Annotated in this window: 22 protein-coding genes; 14 read left to right on the top strand and 8 right to left on the bottom strand. The window is 67.0% G+C overall.

The genetic code is table 11. The features are described from left to right. The first annotated feature begins 138 nt into the window (after positions 1-138). The 3 genes from purT to O2K97_RS05185 all read left to right on the top strand — a co-directional run bounded on the left by purT (position 139) and on the right by O2K97_RS05185 (position 3,911). Positions 139-1,341: a formate-dependent phosphoribosylglycinamide formyltransferase gene (gene purT / locus O2K97_RS05195; RefSeq protein WP_419466108.1), complete on the top strand. Its 1,203-nt coding sequence runs from the start codon at positions 139-141 to the stop codon at positions 1,339-1,341. 256 nt (positions 1,342-1,597) lie between these two features. Then, positions 1,598-3,685: a carbon starvation CstA family protein gene (locus O2K97_RS05190; RefSeq protein WP_269220723.1), complete on the top strand. Its 2,088-nt coding sequence runs from the start codon at positions 1,598-1,600 to the stop codon at positions 3,683-3,685. Continuing rightward, positions 3,669-3,911 carry a YbdD/YjiX family protein gene (locus tag O2K97_RS05185; RefSeq protein WP_260394759.1) on the top strand — a complete coding sequence of 81 codons (243 nt, stop codon included), beginning with the start codon at positions 3,669-3,671 and terminating at the stop codon, positions 3,909-3,911. The genes O2K97_RS05190 and O2K97_RS05185 overlap by 17 nt, the downstream gene beginning before the upstream one ends. 1 nt (position 3,912) lies before the next feature. Here O2K97_RS05185 and O2K97_RS05180 read toward each other — a convergent pair whose 3' ends face one another. Beyond that, positions 3,913-5,184, bottom strand: coding sequence for a S41 family peptidase (locus tag O2K97_RS05180; RefSeq protein ID WP_269220722.1), 1,272 nt, complete (start codon positions 5,182-5,184; stop codon positions 3,913-3,915). A gap of 50 nt (positions 5,185-5,234) precedes the next feature. After that, positions 5,235-5,945, bottom strand: a complete 711-nt coding sequence (locus O2K97_RS05175) for an SDR family NAD(P)-dependent oxidoreductase (RefSeq protein ID WP_269220721.1) — start codon at positions 5,943-5,945, stop codon at positions 5,235-5,237. Between the two features lie 41 nt (positions 5,946-5,986). Between O2K97_RS05175 and O2K97_RS05170 the strand changes: the two genes are divergently transcribed. The 4 genes from O2K97_RS05170 (at position 5,987) to O2K97_RS05155 (ending at position 10,806) form a co-directional block, all read left to right on the top strand. Next, positions 5,987-6,688 carry an HAD family hydrolase gene (locus tag O2K97_RS05170; protein ID WP_269220720.1) on the top strand — a complete coding sequence of 234 codons (702 nt, stop codon included), beginning with the start codon at positions 5,987-5,989 and terminating at the stop codon, positions 6,686-6,688. A 126-nt stretch (positions 6,689-6,814) separates the two neighbouring features. Next, positions 6,815-7,132, top strand: a complete 318-nt coding sequence (locus O2K97_RS05165) for a ribonuclease E inhibitor RraB (RefSeq protein WP_269220719.1) — start codon at positions 6,815-6,817, stop codon at positions 7,130-7,132. 25 nt (positions 7,133-7,157) lie between these two features. Next, on the top strand, positions 7,158-10,457 hold the full coding sequence (gene carB / locus O2K97_RS05160; protein WP_269220718.1) for a carbamoyl-phosphate synthase large subunit: 3,300 nt from the start codon (positions 7,158-7,160) through the stop codon (positions 10,455-10,457). Between the two features lie 70 nt (positions 10,458-10,527). Beyond that, the gene (locus tag O2K97_RS05155) at positions 10,528-10,806 is read left to right on the top strand and encodes a DUF1294 domain-containing protein (protein WP_269220717.1); all 279 of its coding nucleotides are present in this window, start codon (positions 10,528-10,530) and stop codon (positions 10,804-10,806) included. Here O2K97_RS05155 and O2K97_RS05150 read toward each other — a convergent pair. Next, positions 10,796-12,094: a dicarboxylate/amino acid:cation symporter gene (locus O2K97_RS05150; protein WP_269220716.1), complete on the bottom strand. Its 1,299-nt coding sequence runs from the start codon at positions 12,092-12,094 to the stop codon at positions 10,796-10,798. The two genes, O2K97_RS05155 and O2K97_RS05150, sit on opposite strands and share 11 nt — an antisense overlap. A gap of 128 nt (positions 12,095-12,222) precedes the next feature. Here O2K97_RS05150 and O2K97_RS05145 point away from each other — a divergent pair, with 128 nt between their 5' ends. The 5 genes from O2K97_RS05145 to O2K97_RS05125 all read left to right on the top strand — a co-directional run bounded on the left by O2K97_RS05145 (position 12,223) and on the right by O2K97_RS05125 (position 15,185). After that, positions 12,223-12,423, top strand: a complete 201-nt coding sequence (locus O2K97_RS05145; protein WP_039244534.1) for a hypothetical protein — start codon at positions 12,223-12,225, stop codon at positions 12,421-12,423. A 70-nt stretch (positions 12,424-12,493) separates the two neighbouring features. After that, positions 12,494-13,159 carry a glutathione S-transferase family protein gene (locus tag O2K97_RS05140; RefSeq protein WP_269220715.1) on the top strand — a complete coding sequence of 222 codons (666 nt, stop codon included), beginning with the start codon at positions 12,494-12,496 and terminating at the stop codon, positions 13,157-13,159. A gap of 54 nt (positions 13,160-13,213) precedes the next feature. Next, positions 13,214-13,414 (top strand): hypothetical protein, encoded by a 201-nt coding sequence (locus tag O2K97_RS05135; protein ID WP_055752934.1) that lies wholly within the window; start codon positions 13,214-13,216, stop codon positions 13,412-13,414. Between the two features lie 147 nt (positions 13,415-13,561). Beyond that, positions 13,562-14,035 (top strand): transcription elongation factor GreA, encoded by a 474-nt coding sequence (gene greA / locus O2K97_RS05130; protein WP_055752933.1) that lies wholly within the window; start codon positions 13,562-13,564, stop codon positions 14,033-14,035. Positions 14,036-14,219: 184 nt separating this feature from the next. Next, a complete protein-coding gene (locus tag O2K97_RS05125) occupies positions 14,220-15,185 on the top strand; it encodes a mitochondrial fission ELM1 family protein (protein ID WP_269220714.1) in 966 nt (321 codons plus the stop codon). A 125-nt stretch (positions 15,186-15,310) separates the two neighbouring features. Here O2K97_RS05125 and O2K97_RS05120 read toward each other — a convergent pair whose 3' ends face one another. Then, on the bottom strand, positions 15,311-15,598 hold the full coding sequence (locus O2K97_RS05120) for a hypothetical protein (protein WP_269220713.1): 288 nt from the start codon (positions 15,596-15,598) through the stop codon (positions 15,311-15,313). Between the two features lie 68 nt (positions 15,599-15,666). Between O2K97_RS05120 and trxB the strand changes: the two genes are divergently transcribed. Beyond that, on the top strand, positions 15,667-16,674 hold the full coding sequence (gene trxB, locus O2K97_RS05115; RefSeq protein ID WP_269220712.1) for a thioredoxin-disulfide reductase: 1,008 nt from the start codon (positions 15,667-15,669) through the stop codon (positions 16,672-16,674). Positions 16,675-16,695: 21 nt separating this feature from the next. Next, positions 16,696-17,490: a hypothetical protein gene (locus O2K97_RS05110; RefSeq protein WP_269220711.1), complete on the top strand. Its 795-nt coding sequence runs from the start codon at positions 16,696-16,698 to the stop codon at positions 17,488-17,490. Here the strand turns inward: O2K97_RS05110 and O2K97_RS05105 are convergent. From O2K97_RS05105 to O2K97_RS05090, 4 genes are all read right to left on the bottom strand, one after another. Next, entirely contained in the window at positions 17,484-18,443 is a 960-nt protein-coding gene (locus tag O2K97_RS05105) for an aldo/keto reductase (RefSeq protein ID WP_269220710.1), read from the bottom strand. The two genes, O2K97_RS05110 and O2K97_RS05105, sit on opposite strands and share 7 nt — an antisense overlap. 69 nt (positions 18,444-18,512) lie before the next feature. Beyond that, positions 18,513-18,920, bottom strand: a complete 408-nt coding sequence (locus tag O2K97_RS05100; RefSeq protein WP_017504729.1) for a response regulator — start codon at positions 18,918-18,920, stop codon at positions 18,513-18,515. Positions 18,921-18,984: 64 nt separating this feature from the next. Then, the gene (locus tag O2K97_RS05095; RefSeq protein ID WP_269220709.1) at positions 18,985-20,922 is read right to left on the bottom strand and encodes a PAS domain-containing protein; all 1,938 of its coding nucleotides are present in this window, start codon (positions 20,920-20,922) and stop codon (positions 18,985-18,987) included. A 77-nt stretch (positions 20,923-20,999) separates the two neighbouring features. Beyond that, positions 21,000-22,181, bottom strand: a complete 1,182-nt coding sequence (locus O2K97_RS05090; protein ID WP_269220708.1) for a cell wall hydrolase — start codon at positions 22,179-22,181, stop codon at positions 21,000-21,002. Positions 22,182-22,370: the final 189 nt, after the last annotated feature.

Below are 22,370 nucleotides of genomic sequence, written 5' to 3'. Positions count from 1 at the left end.
CCCTGTTCGCGCAGCGAACGGGGAGGTGGCTCGCAGCGAAGCGGAGAGACGGAGGGGCTCTTTCGGCGCCCAGAACCCCTCCACCGCTTCGCGGTCCCCCTCCCCGCTGGCGCGGGGAGGACACAGCGCCGGAGACTGATCGCCATGAAACTCGGCACCCCGCTTTCCGACACCGCCGTGCGCGTCATGCTGCTGGGCTCGGGCGAACTGGGCAAGGAAGTCGCTATCGAGCTTCAGCGGCTCGGTGTCGAGGTCATCGCCGTCGATCGCTATCCCAATGCCCCGGCCATGCAGGTCGCTCACCGCAGCCACGTCATCCCCATGACCGACGCCCAGGTGCTGAACGGCGTCATCCTGGCCGAGGCCCCGCACTTCATCGTGCCCGAGATTGAGGCCATCGCCACCGAGGTTCTGGCCGATATCGAGGCCGCCGGCATGGCGACGGTCATCCCGACGGCTCGCGCGGTGCAGCTGACGATGAACCGCGAGGGCATCCGCAAACTGGCCGCCGAAGCGCTGGGTCTTCCCACCAGCCCCTACGCCTTCGCGGGCTCGGCCAAGGAACTGGCCGCCGGCGCCGAGGCCGTCGGCTATCCCAACTTCGTCAAGCCGGTCATGTCCTCGTCGGGCAAGGGCCAGTCCTTCGTCGAAGGCGCCGATGAAATCGCCGACGCCTGGACCTACGCCCAAGACAGCGGCCGCGTCGCCGGCGCCCGCGTCATCGTCGAGGGACGCATCGACTTCGACTTCGAGATCACGCTGCTGACCGTCCGCTCGCGCGACGCCGACGGCTCGACCCGCACCGATTTCTGCGCGCCCATCGGCCACCGCCAGGTCAAGGGCGACTACGTCGAAAGCTGGCAGCCGCAGGCCATGACGCCCGCTGCGCAGGCCGCCTCCCAAGACATCGCCGCCAAGGTCACCGAGGCGCTGGGCGGTTACGGCGTCTTCGGCGTCGAACTGTTCGTCAAGGGCGACCAGGTTTGGTTCTCCGAGGTCTCTCCTCGCCCGCACGACACTGGCCTGGTCACCCTGGCCAGCCAGACCATGAGCGAGTTCGCGCTGCACGCCCGCGCCATCCTGGGTCTGCCCGTCGACGTGACCCAGCGCGAGCCCGCCGCCAGCGCCGTCATCTATGGCGGCATGGACGCGCAAGGTATCGCCTTCGAGGGCGTTGCGGAGGCACTGTCGGTCCCGACCGCCGATCTGCGTCTGTTCGGAAAGCCCGAGGCCTTCGAGCGCCGCCGCATGGGCGTGGCTGTCGCCCGCGGCGCCGACGTCGAACAGGCCCGCGACCGCGCGCGTGAAGCCGCCGGACGGGTCAAGGTCGTTCGGAACTGACACCGCCGTCTCCTCCCCATGAAATGGGGAGGGGGACCGCGAAGCGGTGGAGGGGTTCTTGAAGTCGCACAGGCGCCTGTGATGCGTCGCAGAACCCCTCCGTCACGGCGCGAAGATGCGCCGCGCCACCTCCCCGCTCCGCAGGGAGGAGACGTCTGATCCCTCATTTCTACGACTTTAGTCGATTGGCCTTGTCCCGCATTGTGGTGCAAACCAAGGGCGAGGGTCGCAGTCAGCCGGCCGGGAGGGATCTGTCGTGGGCAAACTCAGCACACCCATAATCTTCGGCGCCATCGCCATCCTGGGGGCGGCAGCCCTCGGCATCATCGCCCTGCATCAGGGCGAGAGCATCAGCGCGGTCTGGATGGTGGTCGCCGCCGTCTGCACCTATGCGATCGCCTATCGGTTCTACAGCCGCTACCTGGCCAACAAGGTCATGCAGCTGAACCCCGCGCGCCTGACCCCGGCCATGCGCCGCAACGACGGGCTGGACTATGTGCCGACGCCCAAGAACGTCCTGTTCGGCCACCACTTCGCCGCCATCGCCGGCGCAGGGCCGCTGGTCGGGCCGGTTCTGGCCGCCCAGATGGGCTATCTGCCGGGCGTCCTGTGGATCCTGGTCGGCGCCGTGCTGGCCGGCGCGGTGCAGGACATGATGGTCCTGTTCATGTCGACGCGTCGCGACGGCAAGTCGCTGGGCGACATGATCCGCACCGAAATGGGCAACATCCCCGGCATCATCGCCCAGGTCGGCGTCCTGATGATCATGGTCATCATCCTGGCGGTTCTGGCCCTGGTCGTGGTCAAGGCCCTGGCCGAAAGCCCGTGGGGCACCTTCACCGTCGCCGCCACCATCCCCATCGCCATCTTCATGGGCCTGTACACCCGCTTCCTGCGGCCGGGCCGCGTGGGCGAGGTGTCGGTGATCGGCGTCGTCCTGCTGATCCTGGCCATCATCGGCGGCGGCCATATCGCGGCGGATCCGTTCTGGGGCCCGGCCTTCACCCTGACCGGCCCGACCCTGGCGATCCTGATGATGGTCTATGGCTTCATCGCCTCGGTCATTCCGGTATGGCTGCTGCTGGCGCCGCGCGACTATCTGTCGACCTTCCTGAAGATCGGCGCCATCGTGGCCCTGGCCGTCGGCATTCTGATCGTGCGCCCGCACCTGCAAATGCCGGCCATCACCCCCTTCATCGACGGCACCGGCCCGGTCTTCGCCGGCGCCCTGTTCCCCTTCCTGTTCATCACCATCGCCTGCGGCGCCGTATCGGGCTTCCACGCCCTGATCTCGTCGGGAACCACGCCCAAGCTGCTGGAGAACGAAGCTCAGATCCCGATGATCGGCTATGGCGCCATGCTGTGCGAAAGCTTCGTCGCCGTCATGGCCCTGATCGCCGCCACGGTTCTGGACCCGGCCGTCTATTTCGCCATGAACAGCCCGGTCGCCGTCATCGGCAAGGATGCGGCCTCCGCCGCCGCCGCCGTGGCCCAGTGGGGCTTCCACATCACGCCCGGAGAGCTTGAACAGCTGGCGCGCGACGTGGGCGAACATTCGATCCTGTCGCGCGCAGGCGGCGCCCCGACCCTGGCGGTCGGCATGGCGCACATCCTGTCCGGCGTGATCGGCGGCAAGGCCATGATGGCCTTCTGGTATCACTTCGCCATCCTGTTCGAGGCCCTGTTCATCCTGACGACGGTCGACGCCGGCACTCGGGTCTGCCGCTTCATGATCCAGGACCTGCTGGGCGTCGCCGTGCCCAAGATGCGCGAGACCAAGTCGTGGGGCGCCAACGTCGTCGCCACGGCCCTGACGGTCGGTCTGTGGGGCTATTTCCTCTACACCGGCGTGGTCGATCCGCTGGGCGGCATCAACAGCTTGTGGCCCCTGTTCGGCATCGCCAACCAGATGCTGGCCGCCGTCGCCCTGATCCTGGGCACCGTCGTCCTGTTCAAGATGAAGCGCGAGAAGTTCGCCTGGGTCATGGTCGTTCCCGCGACCTGGCTGTTGATCTGCACCCTGACGGCGGGCTTCCAGAAGCTGTTCCACCCGGACGTCCGCATCGGCTTCCTGTCCCACGCTCGCAAATATCAGGAGGCGCTGGGCGCCGGCGAACTGATCGCCCCGGCCAAGAGCATTGGCGACATGCACCGCATCGTGGTCAACGACTACGTCAACTCGACGCTGACGGCTGGCTTCCTGTTCGTGGTCGTCACCATGGTCGTCTATGGCGTCCTGGCGTGCCGCAAGGCCTATGCGAACAACCGCCCGACGGTGCGCGAATATCCGGAAAGCCACGAGCTGACGGTGGCCGACGAGGCGGCGGATGCGGCCCGTGCCTAACCCGTCGCAAGACGACCTGCTGTGCCTGTGCCGCGACACCGCCCTGCGGTGGGGTCGCGGCGTCAGGCGCACGGCCGGCGCCATGATCGGTCAGCCGGATTATCAGGCCTATGTCGATCACGCGGCGGCGACCCATCCCGACCAGCCGCCGCTGGACAAGACCGCCTTCTTCCGCCTGCACGAGCAGCGCCGCTTCGGCGGCGCCGGCGGCTTCAAATGCTGCTGATCTAGAGGCCGCTGGCGGGGGTGTCGGCCCTGGCGCGATCCTCGGCCTGCAGGGCGGCGATCGCCGTCTCCAATGTCGGATCTTCGCCCGCGCGGCGCTGGGCCACGGTGCGGGGCGCGGCGATGTCCGGCGTGACCCCCCGCTTCTCCAGCCGAATGCCGCCCGAAGTCACGAAGTCCGCCCGGCTGAGCGTCAGCCGCCCGCCGTCCGGCAGATTGGTCTCCTGGGCGATCAGCACCGATCCCCCCGTCTTCTCGCCCACCACGATGCCGCGCCGCGCCTCCTGCAGGGCGGCCGGCGTCAGTTCGGCGGCGCTGCGGCTGCCCTGGTCCACCAGAACCGCCACATCATTGGCCAGGGGATCGCGCCGATCGCCGCAGTCGCCCGCCGCTCGCAGAACCACCGGCCGGCCGCTGCGTCCCGTCCGCGTCGCCCAGACCTGATCGCGCGGCAGGAAACAGGTCAGGACCGATTCCGCCTCCATCAGCCGCCCACCGGGATTGCCGCGCAGGTCCAGCACCACGTCGACATCCGGCGGCAGGCCTTCCAGTTCACTGCCCATCCAGGCGCCCAGGCCTTTGTCGAACTGCTCGACGCGCAGCACCAACACCCCCGGCCGCGACTTGTCGGCGGTGAATGGTTCGATGGCCTCCATCACGCGCGGCGTCAGGACGATCTCGCGCCTCTGTCCCGCATCGTCGGTCAGGACCAGTTGCACCGGAACCCCGTCATAGGTCTCGACGTCCGGTCCCCAGGGCTTCCCATCGACCGAGTTCAGGGCCCAGCCCATCTGCACGCCCGCCGCCTCGGCCGGCGAGCCGGGTCGGACACGCTCGACCGTCCAGTCGTCCGGCGTCTCGCCCCGCATCAGGGTCAGACCCATCACGGCGCGCCGGGCGAACTGCGCCTCCTGACGCCGCACCGCCGCCGGCGGACTGGCCGCCGCATGACCGTCGTTCAGCAGATCCAGCATCGCATTGATGACGCGGTAAAGCCCCCGCTCGTCGCTCGCCGCCAGGGCCTGGGGCCGGAACGTCGCCCGCGCGGCGTTCCAATCGACGCCGTGCAGGGTCGGATCGTAATAGCCCCGCCGCACCTCGCTCCACACCCGATCGAACACCCGCTGGTTCAACCGCACGCGGTCGCGCGAGGGCGCTGTAGCGACGACCGGATCGACAACCGGCGAATCGACCGGTTGGGCCACGGCCGGGACGCTCAGCGGCAGGCCGAGCAACATAAGGCTGAAAAGCCGGGCGGAAACGCTCAGAAGCATGACCACCATCTGACGTCAGTCGGCCGTCTCGCTCAAGTCACGACTGCGCGCTATTCGGGCACCCGCGCCCCGTCCCATGCGAAGACGCCGCCGCTGTCGGCCGGGGTCAGGTTCGACAGCACGGACAGCAGCCGCTCGGCGGAATAGTCGGCCGTGAACAGCTTGCCTTCCGCCACCCCCTTCTGAAACGGCGCGCTCAGATCCGTCGCCACCGTGCCGGGATGCAGACCGGCGATCACCGCCTGCGGATGGCTGCGCGCCATCTCGACCGACAGATTGCGCAGGATCATGTTCAGCGCCGCCTTGGACGCGCGATAGGCGTGCCAGCCGCCCAGCCGGTTGTCGGCAATCGACCCGACCCGCGCCGACAGGGCCGCGAAAACCGCCCGCCGATCGCGCGGCATCAGCGGCAGCAGATGTTTCGCCGCCAGCGCCGGCCCCACCGCATTGACGCGATAGTCCCGCAACAGATGTACCGCATCCAACTGACGAAACGACCGCTCCGGCTGAAGCCCGTCGTGCAGCACTCCGGTCGCCGCGACGATCAGGATTGGGGCCGGTCCCTGGCCGATCCGTTCGGCGGCGGACGCCAGACTGGCCTCATCCTCCAGATCGGCCGCCAACCCTAGTGCGCCCGCCACATCCGCGCCGGACCGCGACACGGCCCACACGGTCTCGAACGCGCCGTCCGCCACGATCCGCTCGACCATCGCCCGGCCGATGCCGCCCGTCGCCCCGATCACCACCGCCGATCCGTTCATCGCGTCTCCCTTCCGCGTTCGTCCCATGATAGGGGCGCGGCATGAGCATCACCACGGTCGGCCTCGATGCCGACGACACCCTCTGGCACAACGAGACGATCTTCCGCCTGACCCATGCGCGGTTCGTCGATCTTCTGGCCGACCACGGCGACGAGGCGACCATCGAGGCGCGTTTAGCCGAAACCGAGCAACGCAACCTGCGGCTCTATGGCTACGGCATCAAGGGCTTCACCTTGTCGATGATCGAGACGGCGATGGAGCTGACAAACGGCGCCGCTCCGCCCCATGTCGTGCGCGAGATCCTGGCCGCCGGGCGCGAGATGCTGGCCCATCCGGTCGAGACCCTGCCCGGCGTGGATGCGGTCGTCGCCGAACTGTCCGAAAAGTACCGCCTGGTCCTGATCACCAAGGGCGACCTACTGGATCAGGAACGCAAGCTGGCCGCCTCGGGCCTGGGCGACCTGTTCAGCGCCGTCGAGATCGTCTCCGAAAAGGATCGCGCCACCTACGAGCGGGTCTTCACCCGCCACGGCACGGGCCCGGTCGAGGCCGTCATGGCCGGCAACTCCATGAAGTCCGACGTTCTGCCCGCCATCGCCGCCGGCGCCTTCGGCGTCCACATCCCCTATCACGTCACCTGGGCCCACGAACTGGCCGACGCCCCGGTTGACGAACGCCGCTACTTCTCCCTCGCCCGCATCGACGAACTCCCCGACTGGATCGCAGCGATCGCGGACGCTTAAGGTCTTGCCCCCTCGCCCCACCCTCTCTAAACGGGCCGCTTAACCGACAAGCAGACGTGAGCGTCGCAGGGCCAGGCTCTGCGGGGGCTTCTCGCGCGCGTAGAGAACGAAGGACGACGCACTCCCTTGGACGCCTCGGACATCTGTCACGACGAACGCGACGCCATGGTGCGCGCGGCGCTGGCCGAACAGGGCGACAGCGGCGTGACGCCGCGCCATACGCTGTTCTTCTTCCTCGGCGACGAGGATGCGCACGGCGACCTGTGCGAGGTGGCGCGACGTGCGGGCTTCATCGCCCGTGGCGAGGGCGACATGACGATTCTCGAAACCACCATGGCGGTCGACGCGGCCAGTTTCGCGCCCGTCTCGGCCATGATGCAGACCTGGGCCGCGGCCTTCCAGCTGGAGTATGACGGCTGGGAATGCGCGGTCGTGACCCACTAGCGTTCAATAAGAAGAAGAGCTGGCGATGCCCAAGCGCACAGACATCAAGTCCATCCTCATCATCGGCGCCGGCCCGATCGTCATCGGCCAGGCGTGCGAGTTCGACTATTCCGGGGTTCAGGCCTGCAAGGCGCTGAAGGCGGAAGGGTATCGGGTAATCCTGGTCAACTCGAACCCCGCCACCATCATGACCGACCCGGAGGTGGCCGACGCCACCTATATCGAGCCGATCTCGCCCGAGATGGTCGAGAAGATCATCATCAAGGAAAAGCCCGACGCCCTGCTGCCGACCATGGGCGGTCAGACCGCGCTGAACACCGCCCTGGCCCTGCATGAATCCGGCGCGCTGGCCAAGCACGGCGTCGAGATGATCGGCGCCAAGGCCGAGGTGATCGACAAGGCCGAGGACCGCCAGAAGTTCCGCGACGCGATGGACAAGCTGGGCCTGGAATCACCCCGCTCCAAGGCCGCCCATTCGATGGAAGAGGCGCTGGAGGGGCTGGAGTTCGTCGGCCTGCCCGCCGTGATCCGCCCGTCCTTCACCCTGGCCGGCACAGGCGGCGGCATCGCCTTCAACCGCGAGGAGTTCGAGGAGATCGTCCTGCGCGGCCTCGACCTGTCGCCGACCACCGAAGTCCTGATCGAGGAATCGGTTCTCGGCTGGAAGGAATATGAGATGGAGGTCGTCCGCGACACGGCGGACAACTGCATCATCATCTGCTCGATCGAGAACGTGGATCCGATGGGGGTGCACACCGGCGACTCCATCACCGTCGCCCCTGCCCTGACGCTGACCGACAAGGAATATCAGCGGATGCGGACGGGTTCGATCAATGTGCTGCGCGAGATCGGCGTCGAGACGGGCGGATCGAACGTCCAGTGGGCGATCAACCCCGCCGACGGCCGCATGGTCGTGATCGAGATGAACCCGCGCGTGTCGCGCTCGTCCGCCCTGGCGTCCAAGGCCACCGGCTTCCCCATCGCCAAGGTCGCGGCGCGTCTGGCGGTCGGCTACACCCTGGACGAACTGACCAACGACATCACCCAGGTCACGCCGGCGTCGTTCGAGCCGTCGATCGACTATGTGGTCACCAAGATCCCGCGCTTCGCCTTCGAGAAATATCCGGGTTCCGAGCCCCTGCTGGGCACCTCGATGAAGTCGGTGGGCGAGGTGATGGCCATCGGCCGCACCTTCCAGGAATCGATGCAGAAAGCGCTTCGCGGGCTTGAGACCGGCCTGTCGGGCTTCGACGAAATCGAGATCGAAGGGGTGGCCGGCGCCGAAGACGACGCCACGGCCCGTGGCGCGGTCGTGCGCGCCCTGGGCATCCCCACCCCCGACCGCATCCGCGTCATCGCCCAGGCCTTCCGCCACGGCCTGACGGTGGAAGAGGTCGCCGCCGCCTGTGCCTATGAGCCCTGGTTCCTGCGCCAGATCGCCGATATCGTCCGCGAGGAAGGCCACGTCCGGGTCAAGGGCCTGCCGACCGAGCCGACCGAATTCCGCCGCCTGAAGTCCAAGGGCTTCTCCGACGCTCGTCTGGCTCAGTTGACCGGCCAGAGCGAAAAATCCGTCCGGACCGCCCGTCGCGGCCTGAACGTGCGCCCGGTGTTCAAGCGCATCGACACCTGCGCCGCCGAGTTCGCCTCAGCCACCGCCTACATGTACTCGACCTATGAGACCGGCGCGCTCGGCCAGATCCCCGAGTGCGAGTCCGAGCCGACGGACAAGAAGAAGGCCATCATCCTGGGCGGCGGTCCGAACCGGATCGGCCAGGGCATCGAGTTCGACTACTGCTGCTGCCACGCGGCCTTCGCCTTCGACCAGATCGGCGTCGAGAGCATCATGGTCAACTGCAACCCCGAGACCGTCTCGACCGACTACGACACCTCCGACCGCCTGTATTTCGAGCCGCTGACGGCCGAGGACGTGCTGGAGCTGATCGAGGTCGAGCGCTCGAACGGCGAGCTGATCGGCTGCGTCGTCCAGTTCGGCGGCCAGACCCCGCTGAAGCTGGCCCACGCCCTGCAAGAGGATGACATTCCGGTCCTGGGCACCAGCGTCGACTCCATCGACCTGGCCGAGGATCGCGAACGCTTCCAGCAGATGCTGAAAGGCATCGGCCTGCGCCAGCCGCCCAACGGCCTGGCCCGTTCGGCCGAAGAGGCCGCGCAGAAGGCCGAAGAGGTCGGCTATCCCGTCGTCCTGCGCCCCTCCTACGTCCTGGGCGGTCGCGGCATGATGATCGTCCACGACCGCGAGCAGTTGGACCGCTACGTCCACGAGGCCATGCGCGTCTCTGGCGACGATCCGGTCCTGATCGACCACTATCTGAACCGCGCCACCGAGGTGGACGTGGACGCCCTGTGCGACGACGAGACGGTCTTCGTCGCCGGCGTGCTGGAACATATCGAGGAGGCCGGCGTCCACTCGGGCGACAGCGCCTGCTCCATGCCGCCCTTCTCGCTGCGGCCCGCGATCGTGGACGAGCTGAAGCGTCAGACCACCGAAATGGCCAAGGCCCTGAAGGTGCGCGGCCTGATGAACGTGCAGTTCGCCATCGAGGAGCCGCACGGCGAAAACCCGCGCATCTTCGTGCTGGAGGTCAATCCGCGCGCCAGCCGCACGGCCCCCTTCGTGGCCAAGACCATCGGCCAGCCCATCGCCTCCATCGCCGCCAAGGTCATGGCCGGCGTGCCGCTGAAGTCGTTCGGTCTGACCGACAAGCCCTACGACCATATCGCGGTCAAGGAAGCGGTCTTCCCGTTCGCCCGCTTCGCCGGCGTGGACACCGTCCTGGGTCCGGAAATGCGCTCGACCGGCGAGGTCATGGGCCTGGACTTCAAGCGGCCGGGAGAGGCCGACATGGCCCCCGCCTTCGCCCGCGCATTCGCCAAGTCCCAGATCGGCGGCGGGACCACGCTTCCGACCTCGGGTTGCGCCTTCATCTCGGTCAAGGACGAGGACAAGCCCTTCATCGTCGACGCCGCCCGGACGTTGCTGGCCGAAGGCTTCAGCCTGATGGCCACCGGCGGCACCCACGCCTATCTGGTCGAACAGGGGCTGAAGGTGAAACTGGTCAAGAAGGTGCTGGAAGGCCGCCCGCACATCGTGGACGCGATGAAGAACGGCGAGGTCCAGCTGGTCTTCAACACCACCTCGGGCAAGCAGTCGCTGCAGGACAGCTTCTCGCTGCGCCGCACCGCCCTGATGATGAAGATGCCCTACTACACCACCACCGCCGGCGCCCTGGCCGCGGCCCAGGCCATCGGCGCGATCAAGGCCGGCGACCTGGATGTGCGGGCGATCCAGGACTACGCCTGACGTTGACGAGATTTCCGGTTTTCGGCCGCACGCTGCAAGGCTGTAGCGGCCGAACGCCGGAGCCACGCCGATGTCCAATCTCGACCTCGCCCTGATCGCCATCTTGTGCGGCGAAGTCTTGGGATTTCTCGCCTTCGCCAGGGACAAGCAGCGCGCCAAGGCCGGCCTGTGGCGCACGCCGGAATCGACGTTGTTGCTGTTCGGCCTGATCGGCGGGCTGGGCGCGTGGATGGGTCAGCACATCCTGCGCCACAAGACGGGCAAGGAACCATTCAGGACCCAGTTCGGCCTGATCGTCCTGCTTCACCTCATCCTGATGGCGGGCGGCGCCGCCTGGGTCATTCTGTAACGCGACCGTCCTCGCCTGCCCCATCTTCGCCGGCCACGATCCGGGTCGCGGCAAGGTCGGCGGTGACATTGCCGACGGTGCGGAAGATGTCGGGGATGACCTCGACCGCCAGCAACAGCGGCAGCACGCCCAGCGGCAGGCCCATGGCCAGACAGATGGGGCCGATGGCGGCGAAGAAGCTGACCTGACCCGGCAAACCGACCGAGGCGATGGACACGGCGATGGCCGTCAGTCCGCCGGCGATCAGCACGCCGAGCCCCAGATCCACCCCGTGCAACTGCGCCACATAGAGGCAGACCGCCAGGTTGGCGACCGGGCTGGTGATGCGGAACACCGCCACCGCCAGCGGCAGCACCAGACCCGCCGACGTCTGCGGCACGCCCAGCCAGTCGCGCGCGCGCTCGATCATGACCGGCAGGCTGGCCAGCGACGACTGGGTCGAGACGGCGACGACCTGGGCCGGGGCCACGGCGCGCGCGAAACGGGCCAGCGAAATCCGCCCCCACACAATCGCCACGACATAGATGATCAGGATCAGCCCGATCTGGCTGAGGCAGACGATGGCGACGTAGTGAGCCAGCGTCCCCGCCACCCCGAGGCCCGCGCGCAAACCCACGCCCAGCGCCAGGGCGAACACCCCGAATGGCGCCGCCAGCAGCACCCAGTGGACGATGACCACCATGGTCTCGGCCACCGCCTCGAAGAAGCCCGCCAGCGGGCGCCGCAGCTCGGCCTTGATCCGCGTCGCGGCGAAGCCGAAGGCGACGGCGAAGACCACCACCGCCAGCACCCCGTCGTCGGACGCCGCCTTGATGACATTGGCCGGCGCCAGACTGGCCAGGAAGGCGCGCAGCCCGTCGGTGCGCGCCGCCTCGCCCACGGTCGCCAGCGATTCGGCGCTGACGCCCGCCAGCAGGCCACGTCCCGCCTCGGCATCGATCGGCCAGACCGCCAGCAGGCCCAAGCCAGCCAGGATCGCATAGAGCGTTGCCCCGACCAGCAGCACGCCGAACACCACCAGCGACCGCACCGCGATCCGGCCCGTCGCCGCCGCATCGGCGATCGACACGATGCCGGTCATCAGCAGGCTGAACACCAGGGGAATGACGGTCATGCGCAGGGCGTTGAGCCAGACCTGGCCCAAGCTCTCGACCACGCCCAGAGCGCCGGTCAGCCAGGCGGCCTGCGCCCCTTGCGCCAGGGCGCCGACGACGACGCCGGCGACCAGGGCCGCGATGACGAAAAAGCTCAGGGAGGTGAAGAAGGCGGCGATGCGGGATTGGCTCATGCCCTAGCGCTAGCACCGCTCGGCGCGTTGCGCGCGCCAAACCTTCTGCCGGTCGCTGACAGTTCATGTCGTCGCAGGGCGAACCCTGATCGCCCACGGCGCGTTGGGACGACGAAAGGAACTCAATCATGTCCCGCCTGCACAAACTCGTTCCCCTCCTCGGCAGCCTGCTGCTCTCCAAGGGCGGCCGTCGCGTCGCCGGTCGTCACGCCGGCAAACTGGCCCTGGCGACCCTGGCCTATGAGGTCTGGCGCAACCGCCGCGAAGGCGCCAAGCCCAAGGTCGCGCCGCAACCGCGCGGACGCTGGAGCGGACGTCGCCCGCGCTGACGCCGCAATCGCCGCTCGACTTCTCGGGCGGCGTTGCGAATAGTCACGCCTCGCCGCCCGGAGCCGACCCATGATCAAAGTCCACCATCTGAACGACAGCCGCTCGCAACGCGTCCTTTGGCTGCTCGAAGAGCTGGGCCTGGACTACGAAGTCGTGCGCTACGAACGAAACCCCGGAAACCGGCTGGCGCCCCCCGAACTGCTGGCGATCCACCCGCTGGGCAAGTCGCCGGTCATCGAGGACGGCGCGGTCAAGGTCGCAGAGACCGGGGCCATCGTCGAATACTTGCTCGACACCTACGGCCAAGGTCGCCTGCGTCCGGCGGCGGGAACCGAGGACGGCCGTCGCTTCACCTATTGGCTGCACTATGCCGAAGGGTCAGCCATGCCGCCCTTGTTGCTGAAGCTGGTCTTCAGCATGTTGCCGCGCCGCGCGCCCGCTCTGCTGAAGCCCATCGTCAACGGCATCGCCAACAAGACGCTAGACACCTTCGTCGATCCTCAGCTGCGCAATCATGTCGGCTTCTGGGAGGACGAACTGGGCCGCTCGGAATGGTTCGCGGGCGACCAATTCACCGCCGCCGACATCATGATGAGCTTTCCGGTCGAAGCGGGCGCCGACCGCGCCTTCAATGCCGAGACCAAGCCTCGCCTGAAGGCCTTCTTGAACCGCATCCATGCGCGGCCTGCCTATCAACGCGCGCTCGAACGCGGCGGTCCCTACAGCTACGCGTGATCGGATCGTGATCGCGGCGGCGCAACCCGCCGTGGTCGAGGGCGTTAAGGTCTCATGCGCCTTCAAACCATTCAGATCGTCGCCGGACTGGCTGCGGCCGTCGCCTTCGTCCTCGCCTTCATGGCGGCAGGAGCCGCCCTGATTTCCGGCGTCTTCATGCTCGCCGGGCTCGCCGCCGTCGGTTGGCTGGCCTACAGCCTCATAAAGGGCGTCCTGCGTCGTGATCACAAGCCCGAACCGCCGGCCCGCGCCTGAGCGGTCAACCGGCGCGGGCGCTGCGCTCTTGAATTCCTGAGCGAGAAACCCTAGTCTTGATGCCCGGCCGCGCCCGCCCCGCGGCCTTTTGTGTGCTTATCTCGCGTCTTTCCAGTCTCCGGGCGAACCAGAAAAATCACGACACAAATGGAAAAAGTGCCGATGACGGGCGAGGGCTACCGTGCCCTCGACGATCAACTGAAGCAATTGAAGTCGGTCGAAAGGCCGAGCGTGATCGCCGCCATTTCCGAGGCGCGTGAGCACGGCGACCTGTCCGAAAACGCTGAATACCATGCCGCCAAGGAGCGTCAGGGCTGGATCGAAGGCCAGATCGCCGAGATCGAGGACAAGATCAGCCGCGCCCAGGTCATCGACGTGTCCAAACTGTCGGGCAGCCAGGTCAAGTTCGGCGCCACGGTCACCGTGGTGGACGAGGACACCGAGGAAGAGGCTACCTACCAGATCGTCGGCGAACACGAAGCCGATGTGAAGAAGGGCAAGATCTCGATCGCCTCGCCGATCGCGCGCGCCATGATTTCCAAGGAAGTCGGCGACGTCGTGGAGGTCAACACCCCTGGCGGCGTGAAGGCCTACGAGATCCTCAAGGTCGAGTGGAAGTAAGCCAAAACTCGCACGACCTTCTCCCTCTCCGCTCCGGGGAGGGTCGTCGCGCAGCGACGGGGTGGGGGCGGCCCGGCAGGGACGCACTTTCTGAAACCATTAAGGTCCTTGGGGTTTCGCTCTGCCCCCCCCACCCGACCTCGCTCCGCTCGGCCTCCCTCCCCCGCAGGGGGAGGGAGAGCAGATGACGCGCCCCCTCTCCATCTGGGTCGTCTCCGACGGCCGCGCGGGCATACAGAATCAGGCGTTGGGTCTCGCCGAGGCCGTTCAGCGCCTGACCCCGGCCGAGATCACGATAAAACATATCCGCTGGCGGCCGATCTTCGACCGCCTGCCGTCGGCGTTGAAGACCCCGGCCATGCTGGCGTCCGCACCCCTGACCGCCCCCTGGCCCGATCTATGGATCGCCACGGGTCGCGCGACCCTGCCGCTGTCGACCCGCATCAAGGCCTGGAGCGGCGGAAAGACCTTCGTCGTTCAGACCCAGGATCCCCGCTGGGCGAACGACCGCTACGACCTGATCGTCGCCCCCGCCCATGACGGTCTGTCGGGCGACAATGTCTTCGAAGTAACCGGCTCGCCCCACCGCATCACGCCCCAGCGGATCGCCGAGGCTGCGCCCGCCTTCGCCGACCGGATCGCCCCCCTGCCCCATCCGCGCATCGCCGTGCTGATCGGCGGCAAGTCCAAGGCTTTCGACCTGACCGAGGCCCATGCGGCGGACCTGGCCGACCAGATCGCGCACGCCGTGCGAGCATATGGCGGCGCGCTGATGCTGACCTTCTCACGCCGCACGCCCGATGCGGCGAAGGCCGTCATGACCGCTCGCCTGTCGGACCTGCCGGACTGGATCTGGGACGGGACAGGCGACAACCCCCTGTTCGGCTTCCTGCATTTCGCCGACCACATCCTGGTCACCGAGGACAGCGCCAACATGGCCGCCGAAGCCGCTTCCACCGGCAAGCCGGTCCACGTCCTGCCGATGATCCCGCTGAAAGCCGGCGACAAGTTCGCTCGCCTGCACGACGACCTGCAATCGCGCGGCGCAACCCGTCCGTTCGACGGCGCGCTGGACGGCTGGACCTACGACCCGCTGGCCGAAACCGACCGCGCCGCGCGCGCCGTTCTGGAAGCGATGCGGACGCGATAGCGAAACCCACGTCCGTTCCTGACGCAGCTATGCCCCATGGTGGCGACCGTCATCGGGAGGTTTCCTAAGAACGGGTCGCAAAAATCTGCACTAAAGTGCACTCAAAAAATCTGGAGTGGCCTTTTCTAGTCGCCGCCACCGCCCCCGCCGTCACAACCGCTGTCCCCGCTGCAGTCTGGGCCGCTGTGCTGCGACGTATCCGACGACGGCATGACCGCGCCGCCGTCCGACCCGTCGCCCTTCTTCGCCTTGGCGTTCGCCGCGCTCATCAGGGCCACGCCAAAGCCCGATCCGATGGCCGTGCCCAGGGCGAGGCCCAGGCCGACGTTGTCCAGGGCGACGCCCAGCGCCACGCCGATCGACAGGCCCATGCCGATCCCGATCGGCAGGAAGGCCGCGTTCTTGTTCGTCATCCCATCTCCCCTGCGTGTCAGACGAGACTAGCATCGCGCAAACGGGAATCACCGCCTAAATAGGAGCCATGACCCAAGCTCGTACCGTTCGCGTCGCCATCATCGGCTCCGGCCCCGCCGGCTGGACCGCCGCCATCTACGCCGCCCGCGCCTCGCTGAACCCCGTCGTCATCGCCGGCATCCAGCCCGGCGGCCAGCTGACCATCACCACCGACGTCGAGAACTATCCCGGCTTCGCCGACACCATCCAGGGCCCCTGGCTGATGGAGCAGATGCAGGCCCAGGCCCTGCATGTCGGGACCGAGGTCATCCACGACATCGTGGTCTCCGCCGACCTGTCGCAACGCCCGTTCCGCCTGACGCTGGACAGCGGCCAGGAACTGCTGGCCGAGACGGTCATCATCTCCACCGGCGCCCAGGCCAAATGGCTCGGGCTTGAGAGCGAGGCCGCGTATCAGGGCTTCGGCGTCTCGGCCTGCGCGACCTGCGACGGCTTCTTCTATCGCGGCAAGGAGGTCGTGGTCGTGGGCGGCGGCAACACCGCCGTCGAAGAAGCGCTGTTCCTGACCAACTTCGCCTCCAAGGTCACGGTCGTTCACCGTCGCGACGAGTTCCGCGCCGAGAAGATCCTCCAGGACCGGCTGTTCGCCCACCCCAATGTCGAGGTGATCTGGAACTCGGCGATCGAGGAGATCGTCGGCGTCGTGGACGGCATGGCCAAGAACGTCACCGGCGTCCGGCTCAAGAACGTCCAGGACGGCTCGACCCGGGAAATCCCCGCCGACGGCGTCTTCATCGCCATCGGCCACGCCCCGTCGTCGGAACTGTTCAAGGGCCAGCTGGAAACCAACGCCGGCGGCTATCTGCGGGTCAAGCCCGGCACCGCCTCGACCGAAATCGAAGGCGTCTGGGCCGCCGGCGACGTGACCGACGACGTCTATCGCCAGGCCGTCACCGCCGCCGGCATGGGCTGCATGGCCGCCCTGGAAGTCAGCCGCTTCCTCGCCGAGGAGGACCACGCCAAGGCCCACAACCCCATCAGCCACGCCGAGGCGGAGAAGATCGGGGTCTGGTAGTGCTGCAAGAGGAGGCGGATTGTGAAAGGACAGATCAGACTTTGGATCGCTGTGGCAGCGGCGTTGATTATCCTGCCCATCACGACCGTAAAGGCTCAGATCACTGAGCCTGAACCCTCTCGTTTCTCTGACGCCATAGTGTTTCCAGTCGTCATCAGGCCGACCCGAAATGATGGATCAGTCCAACCCGGCTACTTGTTTGATTTCAGACTTTCCAGGGCCAGCGCGCGAAGCGTGACGCGTGAGCTTCGACCTGCGGGGTTCGGCGAGGAAGCCATCAAGCCGACCGATCCGCTCTGGATGGCCGTGACCACACGGTCCGGCCAGACGGTGTTTTGTTCCGATCAGAACTATTCGATTCGCTGTCTTCGTGATGCCGACGACGATGGGCGGTTCGAACAATTCTGGTCTGCGATGCGTGGCGGCTGCACGATCCTGCGCGAAGCGGCATGCCGCGAACCGACGCCCCTAGCCTACCAAGGACGACAACCGCTTGCGGAAGGCCCGGTGAGTTATTCCACGCCGGCTCCAAGTGAGTTGAGCGATCCCCGCGCTATGGCTGGCCAGGCGCAGGTGGTTTGGAACCGCCGTTCGGGCGCCTACGAGGTGACGATGTGGACCGGCGAAGGACGACGAAAACGCCAGTTGCCCGGCAGTTTCACGCCAATCCGACCACAGGTGCTGGGCGGGCCTGCCCTGTTGAATCAACACGGTCTCAGAGTTCAGATCGACGGCGTCGATTCCAACGGTGCTGTGAAAATCGCAAGCGCCGAACTCCCTGTTGAGTTCGGCGCCTTGTTCACCCCCCTTCAGTAGGCGCTCGCCTCCATCAGTTCCGCCACGTCCTCGTCCGACAGCATCAGGGTCGCCGCCTTCAGCGTGTCGGCCAGTTGCTCGGTCGAGGTCGCGCTGACGATGGGGGCCGTCACGCCGGGTTGGGCCAGCAGCCAGGCCAGGGCGACCTGGGCGGAGGTGGCCTCATTCTTCTGCGCCACGGCGTCCAGCACCGCCAGGATGCGCACGCCGCGCTCGTCGAACTTGTCCTTCAGCATGCCCTCGCGCTTGGTCCCGGCGATCTGATCGACGGTCTTGTATTTGCCGGTCAGGAAGCCGCTCTCCAGGCTGAAATAGGTGATGACGCATAAGCCCCTCTCGACGGCCAGGTCCTGCAACCCGCCCTCGAAGGTGTCGCGGCTGTACAGGTTGTAGTGCGGCTGGATCGTCGCATAGGCGGCCAGACCCTCGCGCTGCGAGATGTCCAGAGCTTCGGACACCTGTTCGGCCGAATGATTGGACGTGCCGATGGCGCGCACCTTGCCGGCTTGCACCAGCTTGTCCAGCGCGCGCAGCGTCTCCTCCTGCGGCGTCTTCGGGTCGGGCCAGTGGGTCTGGTACAGGTCGATATAGTCGGTCTGGAGCCGGCGCAGCGACGCCTCGACCGCCGTCTCGATCCAGGCCGGCGACAGGTCGTTGTGGCCCTGCCCCATGTCCGATCCGACCTTGGTCAGAATCTTGACGTGGTCGCGCCGGCCGCGCGCCTTCAGCCACTTTCCGATGATCGTCTCGCTCTCCCCGCCGGAGTGGCCCGGAACCCAGCGCGAATAGGCGTCGGCGGTGTCGATGGCGTCAAAGCCGGCCTCGACGAAGGCGTCCAGCAGGGCGAATGACGTCGCCTCGTCCGCCGTCCAGCCGAAGACATTGCCGCCGAACACCAGAGGGGCGATGTCCACGCCGCTGGAGCCGAGCTTGCGTTTGGTGAGGGTCGTCATGGGGAGGTCTCCTTTTGGGAACCCTCGACATATGCCGCATCCATACGGCTGCAACCGTTGGGAAAGCGGTTACCCGAAGAGTTGAAGGCCCGGCGGTGCGTAGTCGACCGGCTGGCCCTGGCGACGGCGCAGGGCGTAATCCACGGCGGTCTGCACGGCATGTTCATCCGTCGGCTTGGACAGGACACCGATCGTTCCGGCGACGCCTTCCTTCACCATGCCGGGATTGGCCGTCATGAACAGGACGGAGACGCCCATGTCCTGACCCAGTTCACGACCCAAGTTGATCCCCGTGGGACCATCGGACAGGTGGATATCGACCAGGGCCAAATCCACTTCGTTTTCGCGCACCAGATCGCGCGCGGCCTTTGCGGTCGCGGCGACGCCCAGGACTTCATGCCCCAGATCTTCCAGCACGAATCGAAGCTCCATCGCAACGAGGGCTTCGTCTTCGATGATGAGGATACGCGCGGTCATGAGGTTAGGTTTGTGCTCGGGAGCGTACAGAACGCGAGTTGAACCGATTGGTTTCAACATTTCGCTAATTTCTGAGATCATGGGCGGCTCGTCGGCGTGAAAGCGCCGTCGCCGGAAGATCGACGATGATTTTCAAACCTTCCGGACGCCATTCGCGGTCCAGCCGTCCACCCAATTGTCCCTGCACGGACAGCGTGGCGAGGGATGAACCGAAGCCGGTCCGCGCCGGTGGATTTTGGATCGGCGGCCCTCCGGTCTCGGTCCAGGTCAGCACAAATCGATCCTCATTCCGGGCGGTCCTCAGCGAGACTAGCCCGCCCTTCTCGGACAGGGCCCCGTACTTGGCCGCATTCGTGGCCAGTTCGTGGAAGAGGAGGGCCACCGACGTCGCCGCCTGATCGTCGAAGACCGCATCATCCCCCTCGATCACGACGCGCGGCGCGCCGGTCTCGTCCGCATAGGCCTTGAACAGGTCCGACAGGAAGGAATGCAGCGTGGTCGCACCGATCGTGGTCTTCGACGTCTCCGTATGGGGACGCACGAACTCGTGCGCGCGCGCCAGGGCGGCGATCCGGGTGCGCAGCGAGGCGGAGAAGGCCTTGGCTTCGGGATACTGGCGCGCCGATAGGGCGACCAGTGCCGTGACCACCGCAAAGATGTTCTTTATCCGGTGGCTCAGCTCCTGGCTGACCAGCTCGCGCCCCTGCTCAAGCCGCTTCAGCTCGTCAATATCGGTCAGCGTGCCGAACCAACGGGTGATCTCGCCGGCTTCGTCGCGCACCGCGACCGCGCGGCCCAGCGTCCAACGATAGACCCCGCTGTGGTGTCTCAGGCGGTACTCGATCTCATAGGGCTCGCCGGTTTCCAGTGAGCGACGCCAGACGCTCCAGGCGCGGTCGCGATCATCCGCGTGGAACATGTCGTTCCAGCCCTCGCCGTCCGTGGAGCCGAGCGGCACGCCGGTAAACTCGTACCAACGGGCGTTGTAGTAGTCGTGGAAGCCGTCAGGCAGCGTCGACCAGACCATCTGCGGCATAGCGTCGGCGAGAACGCGGAACCGCGCCTCGCTCTCGCTCAGGGCCCGCGCCGTCTCGGCCAGATCCGTCTCGATCCGTCGGCGGTCCGTGATGTCCACAGCGATGCCGGGAAGGCGAGCAGCGTCCCCCTTGGCGTCGAAATAGGTCTGGCCGCGCACCAGCACCCAACGCTCGACGCCGTTGGCGATCAGACGATATTCGCAGAGGAATACGCCATCGCCGGACATGGCGCGATCGATCTCGTCTCGCACACGCTCAACATCGTCAGGATGGACATTGGCGGTGAACATCTCGATCGGCGCGCCGGCCTGAGCGGCGACGGGATCGACCCCGTACATGCGCGCGAAACGCTCGTCGGCGACGACCTTGTCCTCGACGATGTCCCAATCCCAGGCCCCGACATAGGCCGACGCCTCCATCGCCAGACGCGCCGTGCGCTGGCTGGTGTCCCGGTCCAGCAGGGCGCGACGCAACTCCAACTGGTTCATCACCTGGTCGGCAAGGGTCTTCAGCGCCAGGGTCTGGAGTTCGGTGAGGCCTTCCGGTCTCGGCTTGTCGTCCAGGACGCACAGCGCGCCGAGCGATACGCCGTCTGGCGTCTTCAGCGGGTGGCCGGCGTAGAAGCGGATGTGCGGCGGGCCGGTGACCAGGGCGTTGCCTGCGAAACGGGAATCCAGCTCTGCATCCGTCACCACCATGGCCTCCTCGCCAAGCATGGCGTAGGCGCAGAAGGATTGGGACCGTGGCGTTTCACTGACGCCAAGGCCGACCTCGGCCTTGAACCACTGACGCTGCGTATCGACCAAGCTGACGGCGGCCATGGGCGCGTCACAGATCCGCGCCGCGAGCTTGGCGATGTCGTCGAAGGACGTTTCCGGGGGTGTATCCAGAACACCATAGCGTTTGAGGGCGTCCAGTCGGCTTGCCTCGTCCCACCTAGGACTTTCGACATCAGGGTGGGTCAATCAGCTATCCTCGTCGGCGTCAGGGTGCGGGAACATGCATCAATGCCCTGACGCCCTATAGCGTTGCAATGAAGGTGTCAGGTCGCCGGTCGGCCGACTTCTTCGACGTCCATCGAGGGGACGCCTTCGACTTTCGGAGCCGCAGGCTTGGGCGTCGTCGATGATGGGTCGACGGCGGAAAGCCGGGCGTTGATCGCCGCCACCTCGTCACGCGTCGGCAGTCGCCGCCCGCCCAGACTGATCACGCCGACGACGCGTTGGCGCCCGTCGACCTCGACGGTGCGCAGGGGCGCGTCCGTGACGACCGCATCGGGATCGGCGCCGCCGGTTGCGGCGCCGGCGGCGATCGTCATACGCGGCCGCGAGAAGCGCGCCTCGTCGATCGCCGGCTCGCGCCCGCTATAGGTTTTGCGGAAGGCGGCCGTTTCGCCATAGACGCCCTTCCAGCGATAGAAGATGTGCGCGCCGATCTGCGTCACCTTGGCCACCGTCGGCGCCCACCAGGGATGCACATAGTCGGCGTGATAGTGGGTTGCGGTGCCGACCTCCTGAGCCACGGCGCCGTCCAGCGCGCGCTCAGCGACCTTACGCGCCCGGTCCCACGCCCAACCCACCGGCGCCTGGCCCAGCGAACCGTCGCAGGTGAAGCTGAACTGACAGCCTGTGACGCGCTCGGCGCCCTCGAACACCACGCCGCAGACGGTGTTGGCGTAGTTGGGATCGCGAACCCGGTTCAGCACGACCTGAGCGACACCGGCCTGGCCGTTTTCGGGTTCCAGCGCCGCCTCGTAATAGACTGCCTGTGTCAGGCAGCGCAGGGCGCGGCGACGATCCTGAGCGCTGCCCTTGAACACGAACGGCAAGGCGGGACGCAGCGCGCCGGACGCCGGGGCCATGGCCGCATTCAGACGTTGGGCCTCCAGCCCGCTCTTGCCCGGTTCCAGTCCCGGCTTGCCGGCCAAGGTCAGGCTTTCCCAGCCCGGCGTCAGCCCATAGAGGACCGGTTGCAGCAGGTTCGGATCGTGCCGCATCGCCAAGGCCAACTGCGAGGGCGTCAGACGCCCCTTGATCGCCGCCAGACCGCCCGCGCCCAGGTCGCCCCCGGTGATGCGCGAGACCGCCTCGGCCGTGCGATCCATATCGGGGCGGACGCTGGACCCCGCCGCCATGGCGACGCCCAGCACCGCGCCGGCTGCGGGCAAGGCCGCCGCCGAACGCCGAAGCGCCTTCCACATCGTCTTCCAGGGCAAGCGGGTCATTCAGGGTCCAACAGCCGCGATCGGCGCACCGGCCGTTCGCTGAGATCGCGCGTCTAGTCTGACTTATAGGCCATTTTCCGGCGTCACGACGACCGCCGTTATCACGCCCTGCTGCGCGTCAGGGGGTGGTCGCCCCAAACGCAAGGTGTAAGACTATGTTCCAGCATCGCAAACGCGTCGCTGATGGGG

The organism is Brevundimonas vesicularis (assembly GCF_027105095.1).
Classification (GTDB): Bacteria; Pseudomonadota; Alphaproteobacteria; order Caulobacterales; family Caulobacteraceae; genus Brevundimonas; species Brevundimonas vesicularis_E.
Note: the sequence above shows the minus strand (reverse complement) of the source record. Positions and strands in the feature narration are given on the sequence as shown.